The sequence below is a fragment of the Mucilaginibacter xinganensis genome, from assembly GCF_002257585.1.
GTDB lineage: Bacteria > Bacteroidota > Bacteroidia > Sphingobacteriales > Sphingobacteriaceae > Mucilaginibacter > Mucilaginibacter xinganensis.
Genome location: NZ_CP022743.1, coordinates 1,966,351 through 1,993,173, shown reverse-complemented (window position 1 = coordinate 1,993,173; position 26,823 = coordinate 1,966,351). Strand labels below are relative to the sequence as shown.

Below are 26,823 nucleotides of genomic sequence, written 5' to 3'. Positions count from 1 at the left end.
CTCATGTTTTAATAAATGACGCATACCCCTTTCCGCAATCGATTTCATAAATCTTAAACACATGAGTAACAATTAAGTATCATTTCTTTTTATCCATACTAATTCAAGCCTTTTTTATTAAATTGAGCCCCTGTTAAACCAATTACAGCACCGACATATTTTATCATTAAAAAGACAAGCCAATGCGCCTAAAATTTACTTTCCTTTTATTTATCCCGCTTTTGTTTTTAGGATTTGCTCCTGTAAAACCAAAGGTTTTGGTGTTCACCAAAACTGCGGGCTTTCACCACGCCTCTATCCCGTTGGGTGTGACTGCAATTATAAAACTTGGCCACGAAAACAATTTCGACGTGGATACCACCTCAGATGATGCCAAGTTCACAGAGAGCAACCTGAAAAAATACAGCGCCGTTGTGTTTTTAAGCACTACCGGGCCTTTATTAACCGCTAACGAGCGTAACGATTTTGAAAGGTACATACAGGCCGGCGGAGGCTACGCAGGTATCCATGCTGCTGCTGATGCCGAGTACGACTGGCATTGGTATGGCCGCCTGGTTGGTGGTTACTTTTTGAGCCACCCTGCACAACAGGAAGCTGTACTACACGTAGTGGACAGAACACATGTTTCGACCAAACACCTTCCCGCTGAGTGGAAAAGAAAAGATGAATGGTATAACTATAAAGAGCTGAACAAGGATGTTCATGTTCTGATCACTATCGATGAAACCAGTTATAAAGGTGGCGTTAACGGTGCCAACCACCCTATGGCCTGGTATCACAACTTTGATGGCGGCAGGGCGTGGTACACCGAACTTGGCCATACTGACGAGTCGTACAGCGACCCGCTTTACCTGAAACATATTCTTGGCGGTATTCAATATGCCATTGGTGATCACCAGAAATTAAATTATGGTAAGGTTACTACAGAACGCGTACCCGAAGAAAACCGTTTCACAAAAACACAGCTGATAACCGGTACTTTTTTTGAACCTACGGAAATGACCATTTTGCCAAACCTTGATGTGCTTATTGCACAGCGTCGCGGCGAAATAATGCTTTATAAAAACGAAACTAAAACTGTTAAGCAGGCCGGATTTTTAAATGCATACTGGAAAACACATACCAAAGGCGTAAATGCCGAAGAAGGTGTGTTGGGCATTCAGGCCGACCCTGATTTTAAGAACAACCATTATGTTTACATTTATTACAGCCCGGTTGATACCAGCGTAAACCGTTTATCGCGTTTTACACTGGTAAATGACACCATTGACAATAAAACCGAAAAAGTTGTACTGCAACTTTACTCCCAACGCGAGATCTGTTGCCACACCGGCGGTTCCATTGCATTTGGGCAGGATAACACCCTATTTGTTTCAACGGGTGATAACTCAACCCCTTTTGATGAACCGGGAAAACAACCGTATAATACCCATGCCTTTGCTCCTCTTGACGACCGCCCTGACCATAGCCAATTTGATTCAAGGCGTTCAGCAGGAAATACCAATGACCTGCGCGGTAAAATATTAAGGATAAAAATAAAACCGGATGGCTCGTATGATATTCCAGAAGGTAACTTGTTTAAACCGGGAACCCCAAATACCAAACCTGAAATTTTTGTGATGGGCGACCGGAACCCATATCGTATTTCAGTTGATAAAAAGAATGGTTACCTGTATTGGGGAGAAGTTGGCCCTGATGCTAATAAAGATAGTTTAGAGACCCGCGGACCACGTGGCTATGACGAGCTTAACCAGGCCAGGACCGCCGGCTTTTTTGGATGGCCGCTATTTATAGGGCCCAATATCCCGTATCATGCTTTTGACTATGCAACAGGCGTTTCGGGCCCCGCGTTTGACCCTGCACACCCTGTGAATGATTCAAAAAACAACACCGGTTTAAAAGAATTACCACCTGCGCAGCCCGCTTTTATCTGGTATCCTTACGCTGCCTCGCCAGATTTTCCTGAAGTAGGTTCAGGCGGACGTACCACAATGGCAGGACCGGCTTATTATACGGACATGTACCCTAAAGCAACCCGTTTCCCTGATTATTACAATAAGAAAGTTATTTTTTACGATTGGATCCGTGGATGGATAAAAGCAATAACCCTGCAGCCAAACGGCGATTTTGATAAGATGGAACCGTTTATGTCAACCACAAAATTCAATGCGCCAATTGATATGGAAACCGGCCCCGACGGCAGGATCTATGTATTGGAATATGGCAGTGGCTGGTTCAGTAAAAACCCCGATGCCGGTTTGGCCCGTATTGATTACAACCGCGGCAACCGCGCACCTGAAATTACCAGCGTAAAAGCCAGCAAAACTTTTGGGCAGTTGCCGTTAGCCGTGTTATTTACGGTTGCCGCAAAGGATCCCGAAGGCGATAAAATGAGCTATACCTGGAACCTGGGTAATGGAGTTACCAAAAAGACCATCGCCCCAAAATTGCTTTATACTTATACTAAAAAAGGAAACTATAACGCAACGGTGGATGTTAAGGATGACCAGGAAGCAACCGTAAAAAGTAAACAAATTAATATCTTAGCCGGCAGCATGATATCAAACCTGGCTAATATCAATGCAAACAGCCCCGGCAAAGCATTAATGTTATCGCTTGATTGCAAAACCTGCCATAAAATAGCAGAAAAATCTATCGGGCCTGCGTTTACAGAAGTGGCAAAAAAATATCCTAATAATAAGGCATCCATGGCCCATTTAACACAAAAAGTTAAAGAAGGTGGAAGCGGCGTTTGGGGCGATGTTGCCATGCCTGCACACCCTGCTCTTAAACCGGCGGAAGCTAAGCAAATTATCGGCTGGATCCTGTCGTTAAAACAATAATATTAAAAAATACCAGCGGCAGGATAATCAAATAATTATCCTGCCTTTTTATTTATACCCCGCAAGTGTGTAGTCAATTTGACCTCACATTTTTGAACTTATGTACCTATTTTAATGAAAAAACTACTCGTTTTATTTTTTATGCTGATCATTTATTGTTCAGTGTCAGCGCAAAATTTCACTGATATTTCCGGTGTTATTGTCAACCAAAGCTCAAAGCCGGTTGGCGGTGCAACCGTTACATTACTAAATACTAACTTTAATACAACAAGCAATAGCAAAGGAGAATTTAGTATTAACCATGTACCTGAAGGAAACTATACCATGCACGTAAGCAACATAGCCTATGCCGAGCGGAACCAGCTTGTTACACTAAATGGCAAAGGGCAGGTGTTTAATATAAAACTTAATGACGCAAGTACCCAACTGGACGAAGTGGTGGTAACGGCACAAAAAAGGGAAGAAGAAGTGCAAAAGGTGCCGGTTAGTATTTCAACACTATCGGCTAAAGAGGTACAGGCTTACCACCTGCAAAACCTTAAAGATATTACCGGCATTGTACCTAATTTATACGCTGCCGGCCCGGGTGACAACCGGAATGTTACCGGCATAAGGGGAATTGCAACTACATCTTATGATCCGGCGGTGGTAACTTATATCGACGGCGTTAATCAATTTAGCCTGGATACTTATATCCCGCAGCTTTTTGATGTAGAGCGGATAGAGGTTTTACGCGGGCCCCAGGGAACTCTGTATGGCCGCAACGCCCTGGGCGGTGTAATTAACGTGATAACCAAACAACCCACTAATCAAACCAGCGGCTTTGCTGAACTTGAATTTGGAAATTACGGCGAACAACGCTATAGCCTTGGCTTGCGCGCACCTTTAATTAAAGACAAACTATTTTTAGGGGTTGCCGGAGTTTACTCAAAAATGGATGGCTTTTATACCAATGAGTTTAACAATACTAAATTTGATAAACAGCATTTCTTTTTGGGTAATTATTACCTGAAGTATTTAGCAAGCCAAAAGCTTACGCTTACCCTGAACGTTAAAAATTACGCCAACCGTAACAACGGACCGTTCCAGTTAGCGGGAAGCCCTGCAGATGCCATAAGTAATCCATTCAGGGTTAATCAGAATGCTACTACAAAAATGATTGACAACATTTTCAATGCCTCCCTGTCTGCAAACTATACAGGCAGCAACTTTAATTTCACCTCAGTAAGCTCGTACCAGGAGAATAACAGGTATTATACCGACCCTATTGATGGCGACTTCTCCCCTATTGATGCGGTGTCTCTGATCAATAATTATGGTGGTAGCTGGAACAAAGTTAAGGTGGGAACGCAGGAATTCAGGTTCAGTTCACCGGCATCATCATCCTCTCCGCTTAAATGGACAGCCGGTCTGTATGGATTTTACCGGTACGCCCCTTCAAAAACGGGGACCCATTTTGGTGCTGATGCTGCAGCTGTTGGCGCACCGATCAATAATTTCACCAGCATTAACACCAATATTGAGCGCAATTACGGCGCGGCAGCATTTGGGCAGGTAGTTTATACTATCAACCCAAAATGGGATATTACAGCAGGTTTACGCTATGATATTGAGCACAAAAAAGAAGAAGTGAAAGGCGAATTTCAGCCGGACGGAGGTGACGCAATGATAACCCAGCCGGATACCTCCTCGAAAGCAAACTTTAGGGCATTTACGCCAAAGCTTACCGTAGCTTATCATTTAACAGATAACAACAACTTGTTTGCCACTTACAGCAGAGGTTTCCGTGCCGGCGGCATCAGCCAGTTAGGCTCTGATCCTTCGCAACCACCGCTTTACGCTTATAAACCGGAATATAGTGACAATTATGAAATTGGTTCAAAAAATTCATTTTTTGATAAAAGGCTACGTTTAAATATCTCGGCATTTTACACGTTGATCAACAACGCACAGGTGCCAACGCTGGTATTGCCCGATGCCATAACTATCACTAAAAATGCCGGCAAACTGAGCAGCAAGGGTATTGAGGCAGAGTTAGCGGCCACGCTTTTAAAAGGTCTTGACATCGGTTATAACTTTGGTTATACACATGCCCGCTATACCGACTTGGTTGTACCCAATAACGGCAGCACTTTAAACTTAAAAGGCAACCACCAGGTATATACTCCTGATGTAACCTCAATGCTTTCCTTGCAATACGCTTATGAAATTGGAGAAGACATGCATCTTGTGGCCCGCGGCGAATGGAAATATATTGGCAACCAATATTTTGACCTGGCCAATAAGATTGAACAGAAGGCCTACAGCGTGTTGAACGCACGTTTAGGCATAAGCACGAAAAGATTTGATGTGTTTTTATGGGGAAGCAACCTTGCCAACAAAAAATACATTGATTATGCTTATGACTTTGGAGCGTCGCATCTTGGCAATCCAAAAACTTACGGGCTTAGTTTAAGAACCAGATTTTAAAGACTTTCGTTTCAGCAAATTTAATTTTAAAAACCAATAGTTAAAAATTAACTATTGGTTTTTTTATTTCACTAAGCTTAGTAATAGCATGTTATCTTCTCATCAAACTTTCTAATCTATAGAAAGGCTAATGAGTATAATTTCTAAATAAATAAATTAACTTTCATGTAAAACATTTGAAACAGCATTTGTGTTTATAAGTAACACACATTTACCCATGAAACAATATAATGAATATGCTACCGTAATTTATACGGATTGCGAAGGAAAAGAAATAGATACTTTCGTCATCTATGATACTGACCCATTAACCGGGCTAACCCATATTAATCACAACAACTTGAGAGTTTCGGGCGAATCTCTAAAAATGCACCCGGGAACAGCTGTCGAAAAATATCATTTGCCAATTAACGATGCTTTCAGCTTCGAGATCTTTAAAAAACTAAAGGATAAATTTGACAATACTGAAAGCCCAGCCATCCGCCGCGAACTAAAGGTTGAGCCTGTTTATAACAATCAGCTGGCACAGGCATCTTAGTAAGATACCTAAAATGTTATTATATAATAAAGAAAGCCCGCCAGTGACCTACCGGCAGGCTTTTTGACGTTTTGTGCTCCGGCAACATACCAGCCGGTATCCATAGCTGAAACATTTCTATTATCTACCAAACTATTTACGCGTCTCCTTCCGCATCAACGCCATCGATTAGGAGTGAATACTCACTTACAATATTTTTATAAATATATTGTAAGTGCTTTGTTCTAAATAATATTAACTTTATAGAGTTATAGGTGTAATTTAATTGCCGTATTGCTTTAGTACACAGTATATTAAAAATTCAATACTCCTTATGAAAAAAAAGCTAAACCTTTTTTTCTTAATTTTTCTATTTGCAATTCCATTTAGCACTAAAGCTTCAATTTTAATTACTATCAATAGCCCGGATACGAGACTTCTTTTCCACGATTTACTTAAAGTAAGAATATCTGTTACTTCTCCTTATTCAATAGCTACAGCAACGGCTACAGTAATGAACAGAACAGTATCCCTTGCACGCGATAGCTATGGTTATTACATCGGTACACTGTCTTTAACTGGGCTACCCCAGGGACTTTTACAAATAACTGTTTTTGTAAAAGATGCGCTCAATAACGCGCAAACCCTAAGCCAAAATTTCAATTTTGATAGTTTACCAATAGTCGCGGTGACGGCGCCAACAAGAAGGGCCTCTTTTCTGCAATCAAAAATACATATAAAAGCAAACGTGAGCGACCCGGGACACAGTAGTTGCAAGGGTGTCGTAATTTATGATAATTCCAGGATCAATTTTGTTAATAGTATTGATACGATGGTTGATATACTGCCACAGGGGACATCTTTCTCGGGCAATATTGGTGTTTACGGCATAGATAATGAAAGTGTAAGTACAGGTGTAAATGAAACAAGCGACATAACCTTAATTCCAATATATATTGATAAAAGCCCTTATCTGAAGCCTTATTTTACCAGCCAGGGGGGGCAGGTGATTGATTTTAAAGACACTCGAGCCTTGGTCTTAGATCAGGGGACTGATAATATACCTCATTTAAAAATTGTAAATATCACTAATGGAGCTACTGAAAATATTAATATAGGCGGCGGTGCTTTTGTATTTGGCATTTTATGTGATGCTGGTGCGGCATTACTTTTAAACTACAGTGGCGACGCCGTCCATGACTCGGTGTATGTTTGGAAGGCCAATAAACTTACTAATGTATCTAAGGCTGTAAAGACTTTTAGCGGAATTTCTTATGGGCTTATCAGCCAGGGAAATAAACTGATGTGGCAGGGATGGGGAAATGAGATTTTTTTAACCGACCTCACAACATTTAATACCATTACAGCAGCTACAGTTACCACAAATAATCAAAACGATTTTAGCCCCGAAGGCACAATTGTTTACAGCAAAGTATATAGCGCGTCGGATTACAATATTGAAAAATATACGGTGAGTACCGGTGCCGTGCAAAAAATAACAACGAACGGGGTTGATGTTTACCCCTCTATAGATCACAATAATATTGTATATACGCAGGCTTCAGTTGGAGGTCTCGGGCCATATACCGTACATTTGTACAACGGGTCAGGTGATCAGGTTTTAGGAACGGTATTAGAGAACACAAAAAAATACCTTTTATACAACGGATACATTGCATTTAGTATTACAGACAATTCAAATACTGAGCAGGTTTGGCTCAGGACTTCTAAAAATGTGTCGAAACAAATAAGCTTTTTTTCGAACAATAGCGCGGTAGATAAATTAGGCAACAACGGCCGGATGATATTCAACTCCCGCGGATCAAGATATTATGCAGATAGCTTAACATCTGCTAAGCGGGTTCAAAGTTCATTAGGTAAGGTTTACTTTGGTAATGGTGATTTTTATGTAGCAATTGGGGGCAGCATATATAGGTATGACATTCCATCAGCTATCTATCCGGTTAAAATAACCTCCGTAAGCCCATTATCTGCAGGAACCGGGGCAACCTTAACCTTTAAAGGATCAAACTTTAGTAGTGTAACTGCTGTAACTTTAGGTGGGGTGGCGGCAAGTTCATTCAAAATTGCGTCTGATACGGTATTGGCGGCCGTAGTTGGCGCCGGAGCTTCCGGTGCAATTAAATTCACAACAGCCGGCGGAAGTTACGCAATTTCGGGGTTTACGTATCTGGCGCCAACCTTTACTATAACCGGGACAGCAAAAACCTTAAACACTATTAAAGGAACACCATCGGCCTCTCTTACTTTTAATGTATCAGGTACAAATATGATTACGGGAATATTGGTAACCCCACCAGCCGGTTTTGAAGTAAGTAAAGACAATATTACGTTTAGTACCGCTGTGACTATAGGTAAGGCTGGAACTATTACTCAAACTCCTATATATATTCGTCTTAATGCGAATGCGGCCGGAACTTATGGTGGCCCTATTCTTTTATCCAGCACAGGAAGCGTATCGCAAAACTTGCCAGTTGATGGCAAAGTAATGTTTGATTTACCAGCAACCAATTTTAAAATAACCAATACCAGCGCCACTTGCAGGGGTTCAGCAAATGGGGCTCTCAACATAACAGCACAGCAAAGTTTTAATTATACAGCTTTGGTAACTACCAATGGCGGCACAAGCAGCAACTATTCCTTTACATCAACCCTTGATGTGAACAATCTTTCTGCCGGCACTTATAATGTATGTATAACTATCGCCGGGCAAGCCGATTACCAGCAATGCTTTACATCAGTAATTACTGAACCCAAAGAACTGTCGGTTTATTCAAGTGTAATCACATCCACTAGCCAACTGGTACTATCATTAGATGGCGGGGATGTTTATCACATTACCTTAAATGGAATAAACAGTACTACTACTGCAGGGCAGGTAACGCTGAATCTTAAAAGCGGAACAAACCAATTAGCCGTAACCACTGATAAGGTGTGCCAGGGCATTATCAGTAAAACGATTACTATTGAAAACGAGATGACACTTTTTCCAAATCCGTTTACCAATTCTGTTAGTCTTAATTTAGGTGATAATGTGATAAAAAATGCAAGCGTGAAAATATATAACAACGTTACCAAGGTAGTTTATGACAAACAATACACCAATCAATCTGGCATTATTCAACTTGATCTGTCTAACTTAACACAAGGTGTTTATATAATTGAGTTAGTTGCAGATGGTAACCAGGGCATCCATAAAATCATAAAAAATTAAATGAGTATGCCGCACCTTATATCAAAATCAAAAATAAAAGGCATGGTGAATATTTCAGTAATGTTGATCCTGACCTTTCTAATAGCAAACTGTAGCAAACATCAAAATCCTAAACCTTCGCCTGAGAAAGCGACACTAGTATTTCCGGCTCAAAACGCCCTTTGCACCAGCGGAACAGTTCTATCAAACACCGAAGCCAGTATCGTACTTACCTGGAGCGCGGCCGCTCATACCGACAGTTATGAAATTGATATTAAAAATTTGATTACAGGAACAATCGCTGTACAAACATCAACTGGTAACCAGATTACAGCTACTTTATCGCGCAACACCCCTTATTCATGGTTCGTGGTTTCTAAATCAAACAGCTTGAACACCACTGCCCAAAGTGATACCTGGAAATTTTACCTGGCCGGATCAGGCGCAATCACCTACTCGCCTTTTCCTGCAGTCCTGGTCGCCCCTGCCTTTGGAGCAAGTGTAACTGCTGCGGCCAATGCCATAAACCTGACTTGGACGGGCGGAGACGTTGATAACGATATTACCGGGTATGATATCTATTTTGGCTCAACTTCTACCCCGTCACTGCTTAAATCCAACGTTACCGATATGTTTTTAAACGGAGTGACGGTTACGTCCGGAAGCAGCTACTATTGGAAAATAGTTACCAAAGACACGCAGGGTAATACTTCGAATTCAGGCGTTTACTACTTCAAAGTAAATTAACTGCTGACGGGTAATTTATTCAGACTGCATGATGCCACTGATATAGAATTATATTACGGGAGTTTCGCTTTAAAGCAATAACAAAACTCCCATTTTACCTTTAGATATCCGTAAAAGTTTAAACTAATTACTAATAAAAAAAGGTTTCGGATATTATCTTGCCGTCCTTCACTCCAAAAACTGCAACTTCTGCAACCTGTAAACGCTGTCCATTTTTCATGGTCATATCCCGGCCCATAGCCATGCTAAAATAGTCGCCACCAACTACCGGTTCACTGCAAAAAAAGCTGTGTACTTCTGCTATAATTTCTTGCCTGGCTTTTGACTTTGCTAATACCGCCTCAATGCCCTTTGTTATGGTAGGCACACCCATTGCCAAAGCATGTTCAGGTTCGGTACAAACAATGTCGGTACTATAAAATTGTTGATAAATTTCGGCCACTTGCCTTTGCTGAAAAAGGTCGTAGTAGCGATTAGCTAATTCCTGTGTTGTCATTTTTAATTATTTTAATTATCCAAAGTTATCCTCATTTTTAACACTTAAAGCGTTAAAAAGTATCATATATTTGCTTAATCGTATCATTTTATAAATGGATTCATTAAGCGCGATATTAGAGGCAACCAGGTTAAAGAGTGTAGTTTACAGCAAATTTCCTCTTGCAGCTCCCTGGGGACTGGATATTATCCAGGATCAAAATTCGCAATTCTGGCGGTTAATAAGCGGCAACTGCACTGTTGGCTCGCCTGATGGCCGGATTATAGAATTGCAAGAGGGTGATTTGGTATTTATTCCTCATGGAAGTGCCCATTGGATAGCAGATAAACCTACAAGCCTGCGTATGCCATCGCCCGAATTTGTTAAGGCCCGCCGGGCCGGGATCCCTGTTTTTAACGGCGGCGGCGAAGTAACCAACCTGATAGCGGGACATTTTGAATTTGATTACCAGCCTTTGCATCCTTTTTTAAAGGATTTGCCGCCAATTATTCATATCAGGCAATATTTGACAGAAAACCAGCTATTGCTAAAGCAGGTTACGCAATTAATGCTGGAAGAACTTAATAACGAAAGGCCGGGAAGCAATGTAATGCTGAAGTGTTTGTCGGAAATTATGTTTATTAATATCATCAGGACATATTTAGAACAAGCTGAACCCGAAAGTGGTTTTCTTTCCGCGTTAAACGACCCAAGGATCAGCAAGGCGCTAAAGCTAATGCAGGAAGCACCGCAAAACAATTGGACCTTGCAATCGCTGGCATCAGAGATTGGTATGTCACGTTCTGTCTTCTTTAATCAGTTTAAAAAATTAGTGCATGAAACGCCTTTGAGTTACCTTACTAACTGGCGCATCAGGCGGGCCCAAAATCTATTGATAACGGAAAGCAGTAATATATCCCAAATCGCAGCAAGCGTCGGTTATCAGTCCGAAGCCGCTTTTAACCGACTTTTTAAATCAAAAACAGGGGAAACTCCGGCAGCTTACAGAAGAAGCAAAAAATAAAAAAGCGGGACAACTATATCAAATTTGACGTTGTCCCGCTTTGTGCTCCCGACGAGATTCGAACTCATATCGATGGTACCGGAAACCATAATTCTATCCATTGAACTACGGGAGCGTTGTGCGGCAAATATAAGATATTTCCGTATTTAATTTAACCGGACTTTTAAACACTATTGATAAAGCGCTGTTATGTTTTTAAAGAACTGTAAACCTGGTTATTTAAGCGGACAATCCCATGGTAATCGTTTATTGTAATTATTTAAAGGTGCGTTAGTTTTGGCAGCCCGATTACAGTTTTAAAACTTATATTTATCTATTATGGCCCGCTGGTTAAAAATTTCGTTAATAATATTTGCTTCCCTTGTACTGTTTTTTATAGTTGTTTTGGCGGGCCTTTCTATTTACATCTCCAGTCACAAAACAAAGGTTATAGCCATGGTTACCGCCGAACTTAATAAAAACCTGGACGGTAAGCTGACTGTAGGCGATGTAAAAACTTCACTTTTTGAAAGGTTCCCCTCCCTTTCGGTTAAGTTGGAAAATGTGTCCCTACGTGATAAACAATTTGAACGCCATCATCATACTTTACTAAATACCAGGAGTTTTGACGTAGCCGTAAATTTTAAGCAATTGCTTAAGGGCAACGTAAATATTGACCACATTGATATAACCGGTGCCAATATAGATTTGTTTACCGATAGCAGCGGCTACACTAACACATCCATCTTTAAAAAAGATACTACTAAGGCAAATAAGGGTACCGGCAAGAATGACCTTACTCAAATTGGCAAATTTAATTTAAAAGAAGTGATCTTTACTGTTGATGACCGTAAAGCTAAAAAGCTGTTCAAATTTGAAGTAGAACGACTCAACGGAAAAATAAACTTTCCTGACACAGGCTGGGCAGCGGAAACGGATCTTAAGGTTATGGCAAGGAGCATGGCCTTCAGTACTGTTCATGGAAGCTTTATAAAGAACAAACTGATTGAGGGTAGATTAAAGGGCGGCTACAACAGCAGCACCGGGGTTATCAGCGTACGTTCTGATGATTTTAGTATTGGCGGAGATGATTTTAATGTAACTGCAAGTTTTAACACCAAAAAGAAGCCTGCTGATTTTACCTTTTTTATTACGGCCGATCAACTTTTGTGGCGGCATGCTTCATCCCTGCTGGCTCCTAACATCTCCCAAAAGCTCAACCTGTTTAATCTTGACAAACCAATTGCCATTACTGCCACAATTAAAGGCACCTTTGGCCCGGGCGACCCGTTCCTTTATATTACCGCAGGTGTTAACAACAATAAACTTAGCGGCCCGGGCTGGGTTATTGACGATGTGAGTTTTAAAGGAGTTTTCACTAACAATTATATTAAAGGAAAAGGGTTTACCGATGCAAATTCTATTATTAGGTTGTCGGCATTTCAAGGCAGTTATGGACATTTGCCTTTCGTTATTGATACCGGCAGTATTATCAACCTGGAAAAACCAATTGCCACGGGTAATTTCAAGTCTAACTTCCCGGCAACTAACTTCAACTATCTTTTTGGCAGCAGCGTGGCCAGGTTTAGCAAAGGCACAGCCGATATGACACTGCATTACAAAGCCGATATTGTTGATTACCTGATTAATAAACCGATAGTGACCGGCGATATCAATTTAAGAAATGCGGATATCAATTATGTTCCGCGTAATATTGCTTTTAAAAACACATCTGTTTCTTTTCATTTTACTAAAAAGGACCTTACTGTAGATCACATCCGGGTGCAAAGCGGCAGGAGCGTCGTATTGATGAAGGGCAGGATCAATAACTTCCTGAACCTTTATTACAACGCGCCTGAGAAAATTGTAATCGACTGGCAAATTAACAGCCCACAGCTATATATCGGGGAGTTTATCGGGTTTCTGGGCACCCGGCAGCATGTTGAAACAAAAAAGGTTAACAGGAGGAACAGCGGGAACATTGTAGATCAGCTGGGCACCGTTTTGGATAAGGCGCAGGCAGCTATCCATATTAATGCGGCAAATGTACATTATAATAAATTTCTTGCTACTGACGCCGTTGCTGACCTTCACCTTTCTGACGATGGCGTGCAGATAAGTAATGCAAGTGTGAAGCATGCAGGCGGATCACTAAAGCTGAGGGGTAATATTTACCAGGATAAAACACAGAATCATTTTAATCTGAATACTACTGTAAATAATGTAAATGTCCGCGAATTCTTTTTAGCGTTCGATAATTTCGGGCTTACCGATATTACCTATCAAAATCTTAAAGGTTTTTTATCGTCCACCACAAAAATTACCGGCCGGCTCAGTAATGCGGGCGGGCTGGTGCCGCTTTCAATTTTCGGCACCTCGAGTATTAACCTGCAAAATGCGGCATTGCTCAATTACAAACCGCTGATCAATGTCGGTAAGTTTGCGTTTCCTTTTCGAAACCTCAGAGAGATCACCATCCCGCGTTTAGATGCTAACTTTGAGATCAGGGGCGACAAGATTGTTATCAACCCCATGCAGCTTAACTCCAGCGTGCTGAATGCCGATATAGCGGGCACCTACGGGCTAAAAACCGGGACGGACATCACAATGGATGTGCCGCTGCGTAACCCAAAAAATGATGCTGATATCACAGATTCAGTTAAGCTGGCCAAAAGAAGAAACCGGGGCGTTGTATTGCACATCCGTGCCAGCGATGATGAAAGCGGAAAGCTAAAAATAGGCTGGAATAAGGACCACAAAATATTAGGCTTTTAATTAACTGGAGTGCAACATAAGCGAAAGGCCGCCTAACACCTAAACCGCGCTGCAACCGCGCGAAACCGGGTTTTAGATGAGGTGAGTTTTTGTATTCACGCCGCTAACGCGTTCCATTTTTGCATGCGGAACACCCGGAACAAAGTGAAACATGCTGATTATCAGCACATTTGATTTTTACAAAGGAATAACCAGATGTAAATAACTGATAACTAACATGTTTCATTAATATCTATATAGAATTCACGTTAATTAACCCGGAAAACGTTAACTATTTCCGGGGTTAACCAAAATTACCTGCCCAATGTGATAAGCAATGTGGTTGGCCCTGTTCAGCAGCACGCTCAAACGGTTTCGTGATGGATCTTTTTCAAAATCTTCGTCGGTCATTGCATTATGCCGTTTAAACCAGTCATCTTCGGACGTATTGGCAAACAGTTCATTTAATTCGCTGTGGACAAGCTCCCAGTATTTCTTCAATTCAGTTATTGATGGCATCACAGCATCGCTGTCATCCGGATTTTGCAGAAATATAGCAGCAAATTCAGGCTCTGTGCGTTTACCTATTCCCAGTGTTTCCTTGAGCGCATCGTGATATGCGGCAAGATGTCCGTATAAGTAAATGACCCGGTTTTTACCGGGCGCTACAGGCAAATAAAATGCGGCTTCGCTAAAGCTGCTGAATATTTTTTCGGCACGTGCAAGCTGAGTATTCCAGCTGTGCAGCGCCATTTGTACAAATATTTTTTGCTGATTCATTTGGTAAAGATGGGTCTGTACAGGCAATATTCAGGCAGCAAAACGAAAATTGACGCCTGCCTGACGCTTCGCCGGGCGCAGCAAAAATAAATGGGTAATTTTGTATCGTAACAAAAAATTACAGGAGAATTTTCCCGGACTACGAAAATTAATATGGAATTAGGCATCAGTACATTCGGCGAAGTAACGCCTGACAATAAACCAGGCGGAGCAGTAAATGCACACAAACGCGTTCAGGAATTACTTGAGGAGGTTAAACTGGCTGATGAGGTTGGGCTTGACGTTTTTGCATTCGGCGAACACCACAGGTCTGACTTCGTAATATCCGCTCCTGAAATACTGATGGCAGGCGCTGCTGCTATCACCAAAAACATCCGGTTATCCAGTTCGGTAACCGTTTTAAGTTCTGCCGATCCGTTAAGAACCTTTCAAAACTTTGCTACCGTTGACCTAATTTCAGGCGGCCGGGCTGAAATGATTGCCGGGCGTGGATCGTTTATTGAATCATTCCCGCTATTTGGTTTTGACCTTGACGATTACGATGCGCTTTTTACAGAAAAGCTGGAGCTATTTTTAGAGATCAATAAGCATGAAATGCTGAATTGGAAGGGCAAGTTCCGTTCCCCTGTTGTTAACCAGGGCGTATATCCGCGGCCATTGCAGCAGTCGCTTCCTGTTTGGATAGGCGTGGGCGGCACACCCGCATCTGCCAAACGCGCCGGCAGTTTAAATTTACCAATGATCATCGCTATACTGGGCAGTGCACCAAAACACTTTGTTCCTTTTGTAGAATTGTACAGGGAATCGGCAGCTAAGGCGGGGCACGATGTTGCTAAACTGCAACTGGCAATTTCATCACAGTTTTATGTAGCTGAAAATTCAGGCCGCGCAGCCGATGAGTTTTATCCTTCGTATGAAGCGCTAATGAACCGCGTGGGCAGGGATCGCGGGTGGGACCCGATGAACCGGCAAAATTTTGAATGGTTAAGAAAAGACGGACCATTAATTGTAGGTGACGTGTCGCAGGCTGTTGATAAGATTCTGATGCAGCATGAACTTTTTAAAAACACGAGGTTTGTGGCGCAACTGGTTACCGGGCACACCCGGCATGCAGATGTATTAAAGGCTATAGAACTATATGGTACTAAAATAGCGCCCGCGGTAAGAAAAGCATTGGCTTAATTTTATAACATTCCCCTAACTTTAAAGACAAAAGATCGCCCTATTTTTGATTGGATAGTTTTAAACAAAAACATTTGTTTAGCTGTTATATCATCACCAATTGCCAATCTTATGTCGAAGAGAATCCTTATCGTTGAAGATGACTATGATATACTTTGCATCTTAACAGACCTGCTGAATGAAGAGGGCTATGAAGTAGCCGGATTAAATCACACCCCGTCCATTACAGAAAGTGTATGGCAGCACAAACCCGACCTGGTGATGCTGGATTTTTTACTCCCCGGGGTAAACGGCGGAGAATTATGCCGCGAATTAAAAAACAATGCAACAACGCAGCCATTGCCGGTTATCATACTTTCCGGTTATCCACGGTTTATAGAATCGCTGGGCGACTATGGATGTGACGGCTTTATTGCAAAACCATTTAATATAGATGCCGTGATGCACATGGTTGAACGCTGTTTATCAAAGCGACCTGTGCTTGCTTAAAAAATCTGTAGTTACCCGGCCTAAGACAAGTGTGCAGATTAGCCCCGCAAATACGATGCGCCGTTAATATCAACAATACCTGCACTTGTAAATTCAAGCCCTTCACTGGCATATACTGCAATCAACCGGGCCACCTCTTCCGGCCTGGCAACCCTGCCAAAAGGGCTTTGCTTCCTGATCTGCTCGCCCGCGGGGCTATTTAACACACCCGCCGCCATATCAGTTTCTACAAACCCCGGAGCAATAACATGCACACTGATGTTATGCGGAGCCAAAGCAATGGCCAGCGATTGGCTCATGGCGTTCAATCCGGCTTTACTTGCGCCATAAGCAGGATGATCAGGCTCACCTCTAAATGCTCCCCTTGACGAAATATTGATAATTTTTCCGCCGTTTTGGTTGATCATTAAACGCGACGCAAAATAGCACATGTTAGCGGGCCCGGCCAGGTTAGCCCTAAGTGTATCGTCCCAGCTTTTCTGCCAGTTTTCGTAACTGGTTTCAAGGATTTTATGTTCTGTAAATATTGCAGCATTGTTAACCAATACATCCAGCTTTTTATATTTTTCTGAATATAAACTAAAAAATTCCTGAACAACTTCCGGAATGGCTATATCCAGCTGGTATATGCTGTGATTACCTGGTTTAAGCGAAGAAATTACCTGTTTAGCCGCATCCAAATTATTGTTATAGGTAATTATGACATTGGCGCCGGCCTCTGCAAATAACCGTGCGGTAACGCTTCCTATACCACCAGAGCCCCCGGTGATCAGTATATCCTTATCTTTAAAATCAAAAGTCATTTATAAAAGTACGTTTTTGCGGCAAACCTGAGCGCCTGCCATTGGTTTCTATACAAATATTTTTTAAACAATAGTTGCCGTTAAATGTTATAAATCCACCTATTATCAAACATGGCAAAAAAAATCCTATTGGTAGAAGATAACCAGGATATCTTAAATATACTTAAAGAGCTTCTTGAACTGGAAGGATACGAGGTAACAGGGCTAAATTACACTGATTCCATAACAAAGAGCATTGCTCAATTCGCTCCCGACCTTGTAATGCTTGATTTTTTATTGGAAAGAATAAATGGCGGAGAACTTTGCCATGAAATCAAAACTACCAAAGAAACTTCTGCAATACCCGTTATTATGCTATCGGCATATCCAAGAGTACTTGACTCACTGGGCAACTACGGGTCTGATGCTTTTATTGCCAAACCATTTGACATAGCTGAAGTATTGAAAACAGTGAAAGAGTGCATTGAAGCTAGTATGGCACACGCATAAAATATTTCATTCGCTCTTTAAGCTTTTTACCGGGTTTGTAACCGCTACTTTTATGGTTTGATAACTTATCACCAAAATTGAAATGAGCAGGATCATAAAAACAGGTGTAACCAGTAGCCACCAATTGATATTAATGTGATAAGCATATAAAGTAAGCCACTTGTTCATTATGAGCCAGGTGGCCGGAATGGCTAAAATAGCCGCTATAGCTATCAACTTTACAAAATCTTTTACGAGCAAAATAATTAACCGGTTTACTGCGGCGCCCAATACCTTACGGATCCCGATTTCTTTGGTACGCTGAGTTGCCATTAGGTGAGCAAGCCCGTACAACCCCAGGCAGGCTAAAACAATTGAAAGGATGGTAAAGTAGTTAAACAGTTTAATACTGGTTACATCCTTTTGATAAACAATATTAAATGCGCTATCCATAAACTCAAAAGTAAAAGGCACGTCGGGAAAATAGGTCTGCCATGTATTTTTTACCAGTTGGAGGTTATTTGGATTTATTTTTACTAAAACAGATGAAGGCCGAAAGGTAGTATAAACCATTACCAACGGTGCAATTGGACTGTGCATAGATTCGTAATTAAAATTCTTAACTACACCCACTACATATCCTTTATGATCAAATCCTTCTATAGGCTGGCCTATTGGATTGCTCCACCCTACCTGCTTTACAAATGCCTCGTTTACAATAAAACCTTCCTTTTTATCGGTGGCCATACTTTCTGAAAAATTTCTGCCGGCAGCAAGCTTCATATTCAGTATGGGGATAAATTTATCATCAACAGAAAAGTAATTTGACATTAATTCCCGCTTAGTACCATTTGATTTAATCATAGTGGTTGACTTAGCCTGGATACCGTTAATTATTGACAGCCCATTTTGAACGGAGGTGCCTTTTACCTGGCTCAATTGCCGAAGTGCATTATTAAAGGGCGTAACCCGCAGCAATGCCACTGAATCTGAAGGCAGCGATATACTTAATACCTGGTTTTTATCATAACCCAATGACCTGTTCCGGACGTAATTTATCTGGCGGTTCATAATGAATGCCCCCGCTATCATAACCGTTGCTATTACAAACTGGGTAACAGTAATAACTTTCCTCATAGTTATCCCCTTTGCTACATGTTTAAAATTTCCCTTTAAGGCAGTGATGGGCTGAAAAGCTGACAATACGAATGCCGGGTATAAGCCTGTTAATAACGATGAGGCTAAAACCAGTCCGCAAATAACAAGGAAACTAATCAACGAACTCCAGAAAGAGATGTTGATTTGAAGCAGGGTATTTAAAAACGGCAACATTATTATTGTTAAAGCAATGGCTATGACCAGTGCAATTAGGGTAACAAAAAAAGACTCGAACAAAAACTGACCCACAAGGCTTGATTGAACTGCACCGTTCACTTTTCGTACCCCTACTTCCTTTGCCCTTTCGGCAGCCCTGGCGGTTGACAGATTGATATAATTTAGCAACGCGATTACCAATATTACTATTGATAACGCCGAGAAAATATAAACCAGCTGTTTATCGCCTTTCACAACGTCGCCTAATTTCCCCTCGCTAAAATGCACACCGGCCAAATACTCCGTGTTAAATTTCATGGAGTATTTTACCGCACCTATTTTATTTAACTCCGGCTGGATCTGCTGTTTAGAGATCTTCGCCAGCTTGTTTTCAAAAGCTGTTAAATCAGGTTTTTGTTTAAAAAGCACAAAAGTGTAAACTGAAAAATCATCGGCCAGCCAGGTTGTTACTTTTGAATAGTCGCCTGCAAAAAGGGCGCTGATTTTCATGTCTGAATTTTCCGGCAAATCATAAAACACGGCTGATACCCGGTAAGTTTTGCCATTATGGTTAATGCTTTTGCCAATAGCATCGCCGCTGGTGAAATATTTTTTCGCCAGCGTTTCACTTATCACCATACTGCTTGGGTCGCGAAGCGCCTGAAAAGGATCGCCTGCTGCAAATTTGAAAGTAAAAACGTTAAATATATTGGCATCTGCTTTATAAACATTATCCTCTCTGAACAATTGATTATTCACCTTCATTATACCGCCGTCCGGCTCAAAGCGTACAGCAGTTTCTACCTCTGGATAGTTATGATTTAATGCTGAAGCCAACAGCGCAGGCGTTAACGCCATGTTAACATTATCATTTTCGGGCGTATGCATCAAGTTGGTGATGCGAATTATCCTGTCTTTTTTTACTTGATACCCATCATAACTTAGCTGGTAGTGCACATACAATGAGATAAGAAGACATGCCGCAATACCTATTGACAAACCGCCGATATTGATGAATGAAAAACTTTTATGACGGATAATATTACGCCAGGCGATTTTAAAATAGCTTTTTATCATGATACAATTGTTGGTACACAAATGTAACTGATACGCGCTACGCCAAAGACTATTTAATAACTGATTAACAGATATTTAACAAGTTTTAACAGGATTTAACAATTTGAATTAATAACAATAAACCGGAATTAATTTTCAGACCGCTTAGCTTTAACGAATTTGAGACACCATACAGATCGGGTTGCTGCCTGCTCCAATTTTAATATCTGTTTGTACGTTATATTATGCGTTATGTCAGATATAAATTAAGCACCTAAAAGGCCTCGCCAACGTCAATAAATAACCCGTTTGACCCTTGCCGGCCAAAGCCATAGTCAATTGTAATATTGGTATTTGACTTTTTATTGAGTTTTAAACGCAAGCCGGGCCCGTAGCCAGGCTGGATGCGTTGTAAACTGGTTCCCGGCGCTGCAGAAAACGATTCTCCGTTTAAAAACAACACACCGCCAAGCAAGCCGTTCCTGGTAATTTTAAACCGGTACTCACTCTCCAGGTACACCATCTGCGCCCCGCGAAACCTGCCCTGGATATATCCCCTGCCGGTGGCGGAATTGCCATCCCACTGCGTACTTGGTAAATCAAGATATCCGGGCCTGCCGCTTAATATCAACCAGTTATAACTCCAAAATGCCAGCACGTTATCTGAATTATCAGAAAGCCTGAAATACTTGCGTAAATCAATGATCAGTGAACGCCACGGCGTGGTGCTTCCCAAAAAGCTATAATTGTCGCGGTATTGGATGGCTGCATAGCCGCCTTTTAATGGGTTTATCGCATTATCCCTTGAATCAAGCAGCATATTAAAGGTTAGCCCTGAGGCTACCGTGTGTGAAGCTTTTCCGTAAACAGCATAGTCCGGTATCGCGCCATTTATATCACCCTTATCAGAAATATTCCAGTGTGTGCCAAATATGAAACCAAGCCCGGCATACAAATTACCTGCTATACGCCTCAGGGCAGTTTGATAAAATTTAAAATAAGAATAATCCATCGGATCTGCATTCTTAATATTTGAATTACTGCCGAGTCCGTATGTGCTTTGCGGGTATTTATAATATTGATATTCGCCCACAAAATTATATCTGTTGTCCTTACTCCAAATATTGGTTTGAACAGGTAATATCAACTGCTTGTTTTGTGTATATGACGCGCTTGCGATAACCGTTGAGATCCGAGATTGTGGACCCGTTTTAAAAATAGCATTCCCCGAAAGCACCAGTGCAAATCTGGATAATAAGGTATAGCCTATTGCGGGAGCTAATGAAATTTCGGGCTTAGATGTAATTGAATCAACCTCTGGACTTGGTTTGCTGTGAAATAGCTTGGTTAATACATCGCCGATGTCTTTTTGATCACGAATGCTGACTTTGTTATTACTGCTTAACGTATCAATCGTAACAGTATCTTTTATTACTCCAACTTTGCGCCCGACAGGAATTCTCTTTAAAATCACCGGGTTTTGCTGTGCAGATAGCTGCGCCGCCAACAATATAGAAACAATAAAAATACCTAACGATAGAAAAAACTTCATAAGCCCATTTAAAATAACCGGGCTAATTGAAATTCAACACCCTGTTTTATATAACCAAAAACGGTTTACAATTAGGCTCGAAAGTAGTCATTCTGTTACAAAATCGACTCAATATTTAAATAAAAACGTTAGTGTCAGCATCCTGATAGTATGTTTATAAAATCATTCACTGCGTAAACTTTTAACGGGGTTTGTAAGCGCGGCTTTAACAGACTGAAAGCTGATAGTGACAAAAGCAATTACAATAGCGATTGCTCCCGCTGCCACAAATACCCACCAGCTTAAATTAATGCGATAAGCAAAACTTTGCAGCCAACTGTGCATGGCAAACCAAGCAACCGGGATTGCAATTATAATGGCGATAAACACCAGTTTTATAAAATCCTGTGCAAGCAAACCTACAATTCGGCCCACGCTGGCGCCCAATACTTTACGTACGCCAATTTCTCGCGTACGAACCTGAGCGGTAAACGCAGCAAGACCCAACAAGCCCAGGCAGGAGATCATAATGGCTATTGCGGCAAAATAATTAAACAATGTTCCTTCGCGTTGTTCTGATTGGTAAAGGCCGTTAAATACATCATCTAAAAAAGCGTAACCAAAAGGATATTGCCCGTTGTATTGTTTAAACTGCACCTGTGCGGCAGCTATTGCTTTCTTCGCATCGTTTGTGGTGGTTTTTACATAAACAGTGCTAAAATATTGCGGTGCATACCAGAACAGCGCAGGTGCTATTTTTTCTTTCATTGATGCATAATGAAAATCCTTAACCACCCCTATTATTTTACCGGTAATGGTATTCATCCGGAAGCGCTTGCCGATAGGGTTTTTCAATCCCATCTCGTTAATTGCGGCTTCATTTAAAATATAGTTTGCGGTATCACTTGCTGCTCCCGTAAATGATGCGCCCGCTATCAGCTGCATTTTAAAGAACGGGATGAAGTCTTTATCTATCACGATCGGGTGAACGATAAAAGTTGAGTTTGGAGCTTTACCATCCCAGTCGTTATCACCCGACATTCCGCCGAACCTTACAATATTTTGATTTGACCGCGTTACAGCCAATACGCCCGGCTGTTTTAATAATTCAGCTTTTACAGCGTCGTAGTGTTTGGCAGCATCGCGCATCCAGAACGAAAAGACGTTGGTTTTGTCGTACCCCAATTTTTTTGAGCGGATATAATTTAACTGGCTCGTAATAACTATTGTGCCAATTATGAGCACCACTGAAAAAACAAACTGTGTAACAACCAGTATTTTACGGAACATTACATCGCCTATCCCTGCTGAAATCTTCCCCTTTAATGCCTTTAACGGCTCAAATGAGGACAACAAAAGGGCGGGATAAATACTGGAGGCCGCCAAAGTACCGGCGATAGATAAAAGTATAATTGTCCATACGTGGTAATCGGACAAATTGAGCGACAGTTGTTTACCAGCCAACTGGTTAAAAGCCGGCATTAAGGCCGAAATAACGAAAAGCGCCAGGATAACCGCAAGGGAAAATAGCAGCGCTGTTTCAACTATAAACTGCATAAAAAGTTGGATTTTTGCAGCACCCACAATTTTACGCATACTTATTTCTTTTGACCGCAGCATGGAACGGGCGGTTGAAAGATTAACGTAATTGATACATGCAATAACCAGTATCAGCAACGCTACCACGATAAAGATCCTGACAGTGCTCATTCCTTTATCAGTAAGGTCGGCATTATATAAATGCATCTTGGATAAGGGCAGCAAAAGGTATTCGGCATCAGTATCCTCCGGTTTATGGTTAAGGTGGATCTGCCGGATCCTTACCGCAAGATTATTTAAGGAAACACCCTGTTTTAGCTGCAAATAAGTCTCGTAGGAGAAGTGTGAAAAATTAGAATTAACATCATTTTTTTGAGCAAGCATACTTTTTACATGGTAGCTCATTGGCATGATCATGTCAAAGTCAAACCTGGAGTTTTTAGGAAAATCATTAATCACAGCACTCACTGTAAAGTTCTCCTTTTCATCTGCAATGATAACCTTGCCTAATGGGTTCTCGCCGCCAAAGAACTTCTCAGCTGTTTTCTTAGTGATCACAACAGAATTGTCATTTGCAAACGGTTTTGATGCATCACCCTGAACAATCGAGAAGTCGAACACCGAGAAAAACGAGGGGTCGGCAAAAGTTGCATTTTCATCCCCAAAAACTTTGTCTTTAAACTTATAAAGCGAAAAATTATAGTTACCGGTAAGTCGCACCGCATCCTTCACTTCGGGCAGTTGTTGCTTTAGCAGCGGCCCCATTGGCGCAACACCAACCGTCCAGATCTGCTTGCTGGCTCCTGTACCGCCAAAAAGCTCCAGCCTGTAAATATTGGAAGTTTGTTTGTGAAAGTTATCAAAACTTAGTTCGTCCTGAACCCATAACAATATGAGGATTCCGATAGCCAGGCCAGCAGTTAGCCCGGCGATGTTTATAAGCGAATAAAATTTGTTCTTTAACAAATTACGCCAGGCGGTTTTGATATAGTTTTTAAGCATTTGTTCAGTTATTTAGCAGTGTCGGATATTTTTTATTTATTTCAAATATTCCGGGAAAATTAAAAAATAGCGTGCTTTTTATTCTGTTTTTAAACTTTTTACAGGATTCATTAAGGCGGCCTTAAAGCTAAGGTATGATACCGTAGCAAAGGCAATAAATACCACAATAATGAACGGAATAAGAAACAGCGTCCAGCTGATATCTATCCGGAAGGCATAGGTTTGCAGCCATTTGTGACAGGCGTACCAGCCAAGCGGGGCCGAAACTAAAAACGCCACCAAAACAAGCTTTGCAAAATCTTTATACAGCAGTTGTAAGATTCCGTTAACAGAGGCGCCCAATACCTTGCGAATGCCAATCTCTTTAGTGCGCTGTACAATGGTGTAGGATACCAACCCAAACAAGCCCAGGCAGGCAACAAAAATACCTATCCCTGTAAAGGCAGCAAACACCTGCCCAAATTGCCTGTCGGCATGATACTGTTCATTAAAATGCTGATCAAGAAAGAAATAATCAAACTGGTCGCCGGGAAAAAATGCCTTCCAGTTGCTTTTTAAAGCGGCGATAGTTTGCGGCAGGTTGGCCGTACTTATTTTTACCGAAACCTGCCCCCTCACGTCAGGGATGCAGCGGAAGATAAGGGCATCATAAGCATCGTGTAATGATTGCTGGTGGTAGTTGTCAACAACACCTATGATAGTATAAACCTCGCCCCAGAAATCAATCTTTTTACCGATAGACTGCAGCGGCTTATCAAAGCCCATTTGTGCTGCGGCTTTTATATTAAGTACTACTGCGTGCGGGTCAGTTGTGCTAAATTGTTCCGAAAATAACCTGCCGCCTATAAGTTTCACACCAAATGCACCAAGGTAATCCATATCGCCGCCTATGATGCGGTATTGTTTACCCTCACTTTCAGGCGTGCCCACCAGCTTAATGCCACCGGCGTTCCAATCCACGGGTTCGCCGGGTATAGATGTGGATACAGTTATGCTTTTAACTGATGAATTTCGGAGGCTTTCATTTTTAAATGCCTTCATACTGCGGTAAAACGAATCAACTTTGGCCAACGGCGGTTTTATAACCAGCGTTTGGTTAATGTTAATACCAAGGTTCTGCTGCTCCATAAACCGGATCTGCTCAAATACGGTGAGCGAACCAATCAGCAAAAATATGGATGCCGCAAACTGGAACACCACCATTATTTTACGCAGCATTATGCCGCGGGGCGAGGCAGAAAGCTTACCCTTCATTACCTCAACTGGCTTAAAGCCAGATAATACCATGGCCGGGTAAAAGCCCGAAAAGAATGAGCCCAGCACAAACAAGCCCAAAACGCCGGCCCAAAAGGCAGGCTCAACGAGCAATGTAAGGCTTATATACTGGCCTGATATGGTAGAAAATATGGGTAAAAAAACTATTATTAAAGCTATAGCCAGCACAATTGCGAGCCCATTAAGCAGCAGGGCCTCCATCATAAATTGCGTAATTAACTGCCCCCTGGCCGACCCTAAGGTTTTACGCACGCCAACTTCTTTTGCCCTGCCAATACCACGTGCGGTGGCAAGATTTATGTAGTTTATCCAAGCAATAACTATAACAAATATGGCTATGCCGGCCAGCAGATATACTGACGTACCATCGCCATTCGGCCCGGCTTCCATCATAAGGTGAGATTTGAGGTGGATGCTCTCTAAAGGCTGTAGATAATATTTTGCGCCATCACCGCTGCCTTTAAACTGAGCATATTCTTTATTTACATAAGGCACGAACTTTGCCTCGAGCGCTTTAGGGTCTGCGCCCGGCTTAAGCAGCAGGTAAGTAAGGCAGCCATCGTTGCGCCATCGATCATCGATGTCGCTTTTAGGGCCGGCAAATTTTAAAAGTGTGGCGTACGACAATAATATATCCGTATTAAAATGTGTGTTAACCGGAAAATCCTTCATAACGCCGGTTACCTTTACGGGCTGATCATAGCCAAAGTTTAATAATTTGCCTATAGGGTTTGTATTACCAAAAAGCTTTTTTGCATTGGTTTCAGTTATTACTATAGAGAATGGTTCCTGCAGTGCTGTTTTAGGGTCGCCGGCGATCAGCGGGTAGCTAAAAATATTAAAAAACGAATTTCCGCTAAAATAAACCTTTTGCAGGCTAAGGCGCTGCTCCTGGTAAATAGCCAGAACCGGCCCGGCACCCACTACTTTCACAAAGTCCTCTATCTCGGGAAAATTTGCTTTAAACTTACTGCCTGCCGCAAAAGCACCGGCGGCCCATTGCGTGCTCAGCTTCCCGTTGTTATACCTGTCTTGCGCTACACGGAACACCCTTTCTTTTTTAACATGAAAATTATCATAACTCAACTCAAATACCACGTATTGAATTATCAGTAATCCGGCAGCCATCCCGATGGCCAGCCCCGTGATGTTTATAAAAGAGAAAGCTTTGTTCTTCTTAAGGTTTCTGAAGGCAATGAGTAAATAATTCTTGATCATAATTCAGGATTTGCTAAGCCGTTGACTAAAATTGTGCCGTTTTTATAAGTATTTGATTATAAGCTTTTTATATAAATATTAAATAATAACAAATGTTCGATAATAGCATAAAAACCGTCCGGTAACGGACACCCGCGGTTGCCC

At 41.6% G+C, this 26,823-nt stretch carries 17 protein-coding genes and 1 tRNA gene; 10 read left to right on the top strand and 8 right to left on the bottom strand.

Features of this window, described 5'->3' with window-relative positions; translation table 11 throughout:
- Nucleotides 1-182: 182 nt before the first annotated feature.
- From MuYL_RS08615 to MuYL_RS08595, 5 genes are all read left to right on the top strand, one after another.
- The gene (locus MuYL_RS08615) at nucleotides 183-2,843 is read left to right on the top strand and encodes a ThuA domain-containing protein (protein WP_094570149.1); all 2,661 of its coding nucleotides are present in this window, start codon (nucleotides 183-185) and stop codon (nucleotides 2,841-2,843) included.
- A gap of 114 nt (nucleotides 2,844-2,957) precedes the next feature.
- Nucleotides 2,958-5,312: a TonB-dependent receptor gene (locus tag MuYL_RS08610; protein ID WP_094570148.1), complete on the top strand. Its 2,355-nt coding sequence runs from the start codon at nucleotides 2,958-2,960 to the stop codon at nucleotides 5,310-5,312.
- A 217-nt stretch (nucleotides 5,313-5,529) separates the two neighbouring features.
- Complete coding sequence (locus MuYL_RS08605) at nucleotides 5,530-5,850, top strand: hypothetical protein (RefSeq protein WP_094570147.1); 321 nt, start codon at nucleotides 5,530-5,532, stop codon at nucleotides 5,848-5,850.
- A 493-nt stretch (nucleotides 5,851-6,343) separates the two neighbouring features.
- Nucleotides 6,344-9,064: a T9SS type A sorting domain-containing protein gene (locus MuYL_RS08600; protein ID WP_157740705.1), complete on the top strand. Its 2,721-nt coding sequence runs from the start codon at nucleotides 6,344-6,346 to the stop codon at nucleotides 9,062-9,064.
- A gap of 6 nt (nucleotides 9,065-9,070) precedes the next feature.
- Nucleotides 9,071-9,790: a fibronectin type III domain-containing protein gene (locus MuYL_RS08595; RefSeq protein WP_094570145.1), complete on the top strand. Its 720-nt coding sequence runs from the start codon at nucleotides 9,071-9,073 to the stop codon at nucleotides 9,788-9,790.
- A gap of 130 nt (nucleotides 9,791-9,920) precedes the next feature.
- Here MuYL_RS08595 and MuYL_RS08590 read toward each other — a convergent pair whose 3' ends face one another.
- Nucleotides 9,921-10,286 (bottom strand): nuclear transport factor 2 family protein, encoded by a 366-nt coding sequence (locus tag MuYL_RS08590; protein ID WP_094570144.1) that lies wholly within the window; start codon nucleotides 10,284-10,286, stop codon nucleotides 9,921-9,923.
- Nucleotides 10,287-10,380: 94 nt separating this feature from the next.
- Between MuYL_RS08590 and MuYL_RS08585 the strand changes: the two genes are divergently transcribed.
- Nucleotides 10,381-11,289 (top strand): AraC family transcriptional regulator, encoded by a 909-nt coding sequence (locus MuYL_RS08585; RefSeq protein ID WP_094570143.1) that lies wholly within the window; start codon nucleotides 10,381-10,383, stop codon nucleotides 11,287-11,289.
- Between the two features lie 43 nt (nucleotides 11,290-11,332).
- On the opposite strand, the gene MuYL_RS08580 is transcribed toward MuYL_RS08585, so the two are convergent.
- Nucleotides 11,333-11,404, bottom strand: a tRNA-Arg gene (locus MuYL_RS08580).
- Nucleotides 11,405-11,607: 203 nt separating this feature from the next.
- Between MuYL_RS08580 and MuYL_RS08575 the strand changes: the two genes are divergently transcribed.
- Nucleotides 11,608-14,043: an AsmA family protein gene (locus MuYL_RS08575; protein WP_094570142.1), complete on the top strand. Its 2,436-nt coding sequence runs from the start codon at nucleotides 11,608-11,610 to the stop codon at nucleotides 14,041-14,043.
- Nucleotides 14,044-14,310: 267 nt separating this feature from the next.
- Here MuYL_RS08575 and MuYL_RS08570 read toward each other — a convergent pair whose 3' ends face one another.
- The gene (locus MuYL_RS08570; RefSeq protein ID WP_094570141.1) at nucleotides 14,311-14,802 is read right to left on the bottom strand and encodes a DinB family protein; all 492 of its coding nucleotides are present in this window, start codon (nucleotides 14,800-14,802) and stop codon (nucleotides 14,311-14,313) included.
- A gap of 153 nt (nucleotides 14,803-14,955) precedes the next feature.
- Between MuYL_RS08570 and MuYL_RS08565 the strand changes: the two genes are divergently transcribed.
- Entirely contained in the window at nucleotides 14,956-15,984 is a 1,029-nt protein-coding gene (locus MuYL_RS08565; protein ID WP_094570140.1) for an LLM class flavin-dependent oxidoreductase, read from the top strand.
- A 111-nt stretch (nucleotides 15,985-16,095) separates the two neighbouring features.
- Entirely contained in the window at nucleotides 16,096-16,473 is a 378-nt protein-coding gene (locus MuYL_RS08560; protein WP_094570139.1) for a response regulator, read from the top strand.
- Between the two features lie 38 nt (nucleotides 16,474-16,511).
- Here the strand turns inward: MuYL_RS08560 and MuYL_RS08555 are convergent, their stop codons facing one another.
- Nucleotides 16,512-17,276 (bottom strand): SDR family NAD(P)-dependent oxidoreductase, encoded by a 765-nt coding sequence (locus tag MuYL_RS08555; protein WP_094570138.1) that lies wholly within the window; start codon nucleotides 17,274-17,276, stop codon nucleotides 16,512-16,514.
- Between the two features lie 111 nt (nucleotides 17,277-17,387).
- Here MuYL_RS08555 and MuYL_RS08550 point away from each other — a divergent pair, with 111 nt between their 5' ends.
- Entirely contained in the window at nucleotides 17,388-17,765 is a 378-nt protein-coding gene (locus tag MuYL_RS08550) for a response regulator (protein WP_094570137.1), read from the top strand.
- Between the two features lie 6 nt (nucleotides 17,766-17,771).
- On the opposite strand, the gene MuYL_RS08545 is transcribed toward MuYL_RS08550, so the two are convergent.
- From MuYL_RS08545 to MuYL_RS08530, 4 genes are all read right to left on the bottom strand, one after another.
- Nucleotides 17,772-20,135: an ABC transporter permease gene (locus tag MuYL_RS08545; protein WP_094570136.1), complete on the bottom strand. Its 2,364-nt coding sequence runs from the start codon at nucleotides 20,133-20,135 to the stop codon at nucleotides 17,772-17,774.
- Nucleotides 20,136-20,388: 253 nt separating this feature from the next.
- Nucleotides 20,389-21,666, bottom strand: a complete 1,278-nt coding sequence (locus tag MuYL_RS08540; RefSeq protein ID WP_094570135.1) for a BamA/TamA family outer membrane protein — start codon at nucleotides 21,664-21,666, stop codon at nucleotides 20,389-20,391.
- A gap of 162 nt (nucleotides 21,667-21,828) precedes the next feature.
- Complete coding sequence (locus MuYL_RS08535) at nucleotides 21,829-24,186, bottom strand: ABC transporter permease (RefSeq protein ID WP_094570134.1); 2,358 nt, start codon at nucleotides 24,184-24,186, stop codon at nucleotides 21,829-21,831.
- A 78-nt stretch (nucleotides 24,187-24,264) separates the two neighbouring features.
- Nucleotides 24,265-26,679: an ABC transporter permease gene (locus MuYL_RS08530; RefSeq protein WP_094570133.1), complete on the bottom strand. Its 2,415-nt coding sequence runs from the start codon at nucleotides 26,677-26,679 to the stop codon at nucleotides 24,265-24,267.
- Nucleotides 26,680-26,823 lie beyond the last annotated feature (144 nt).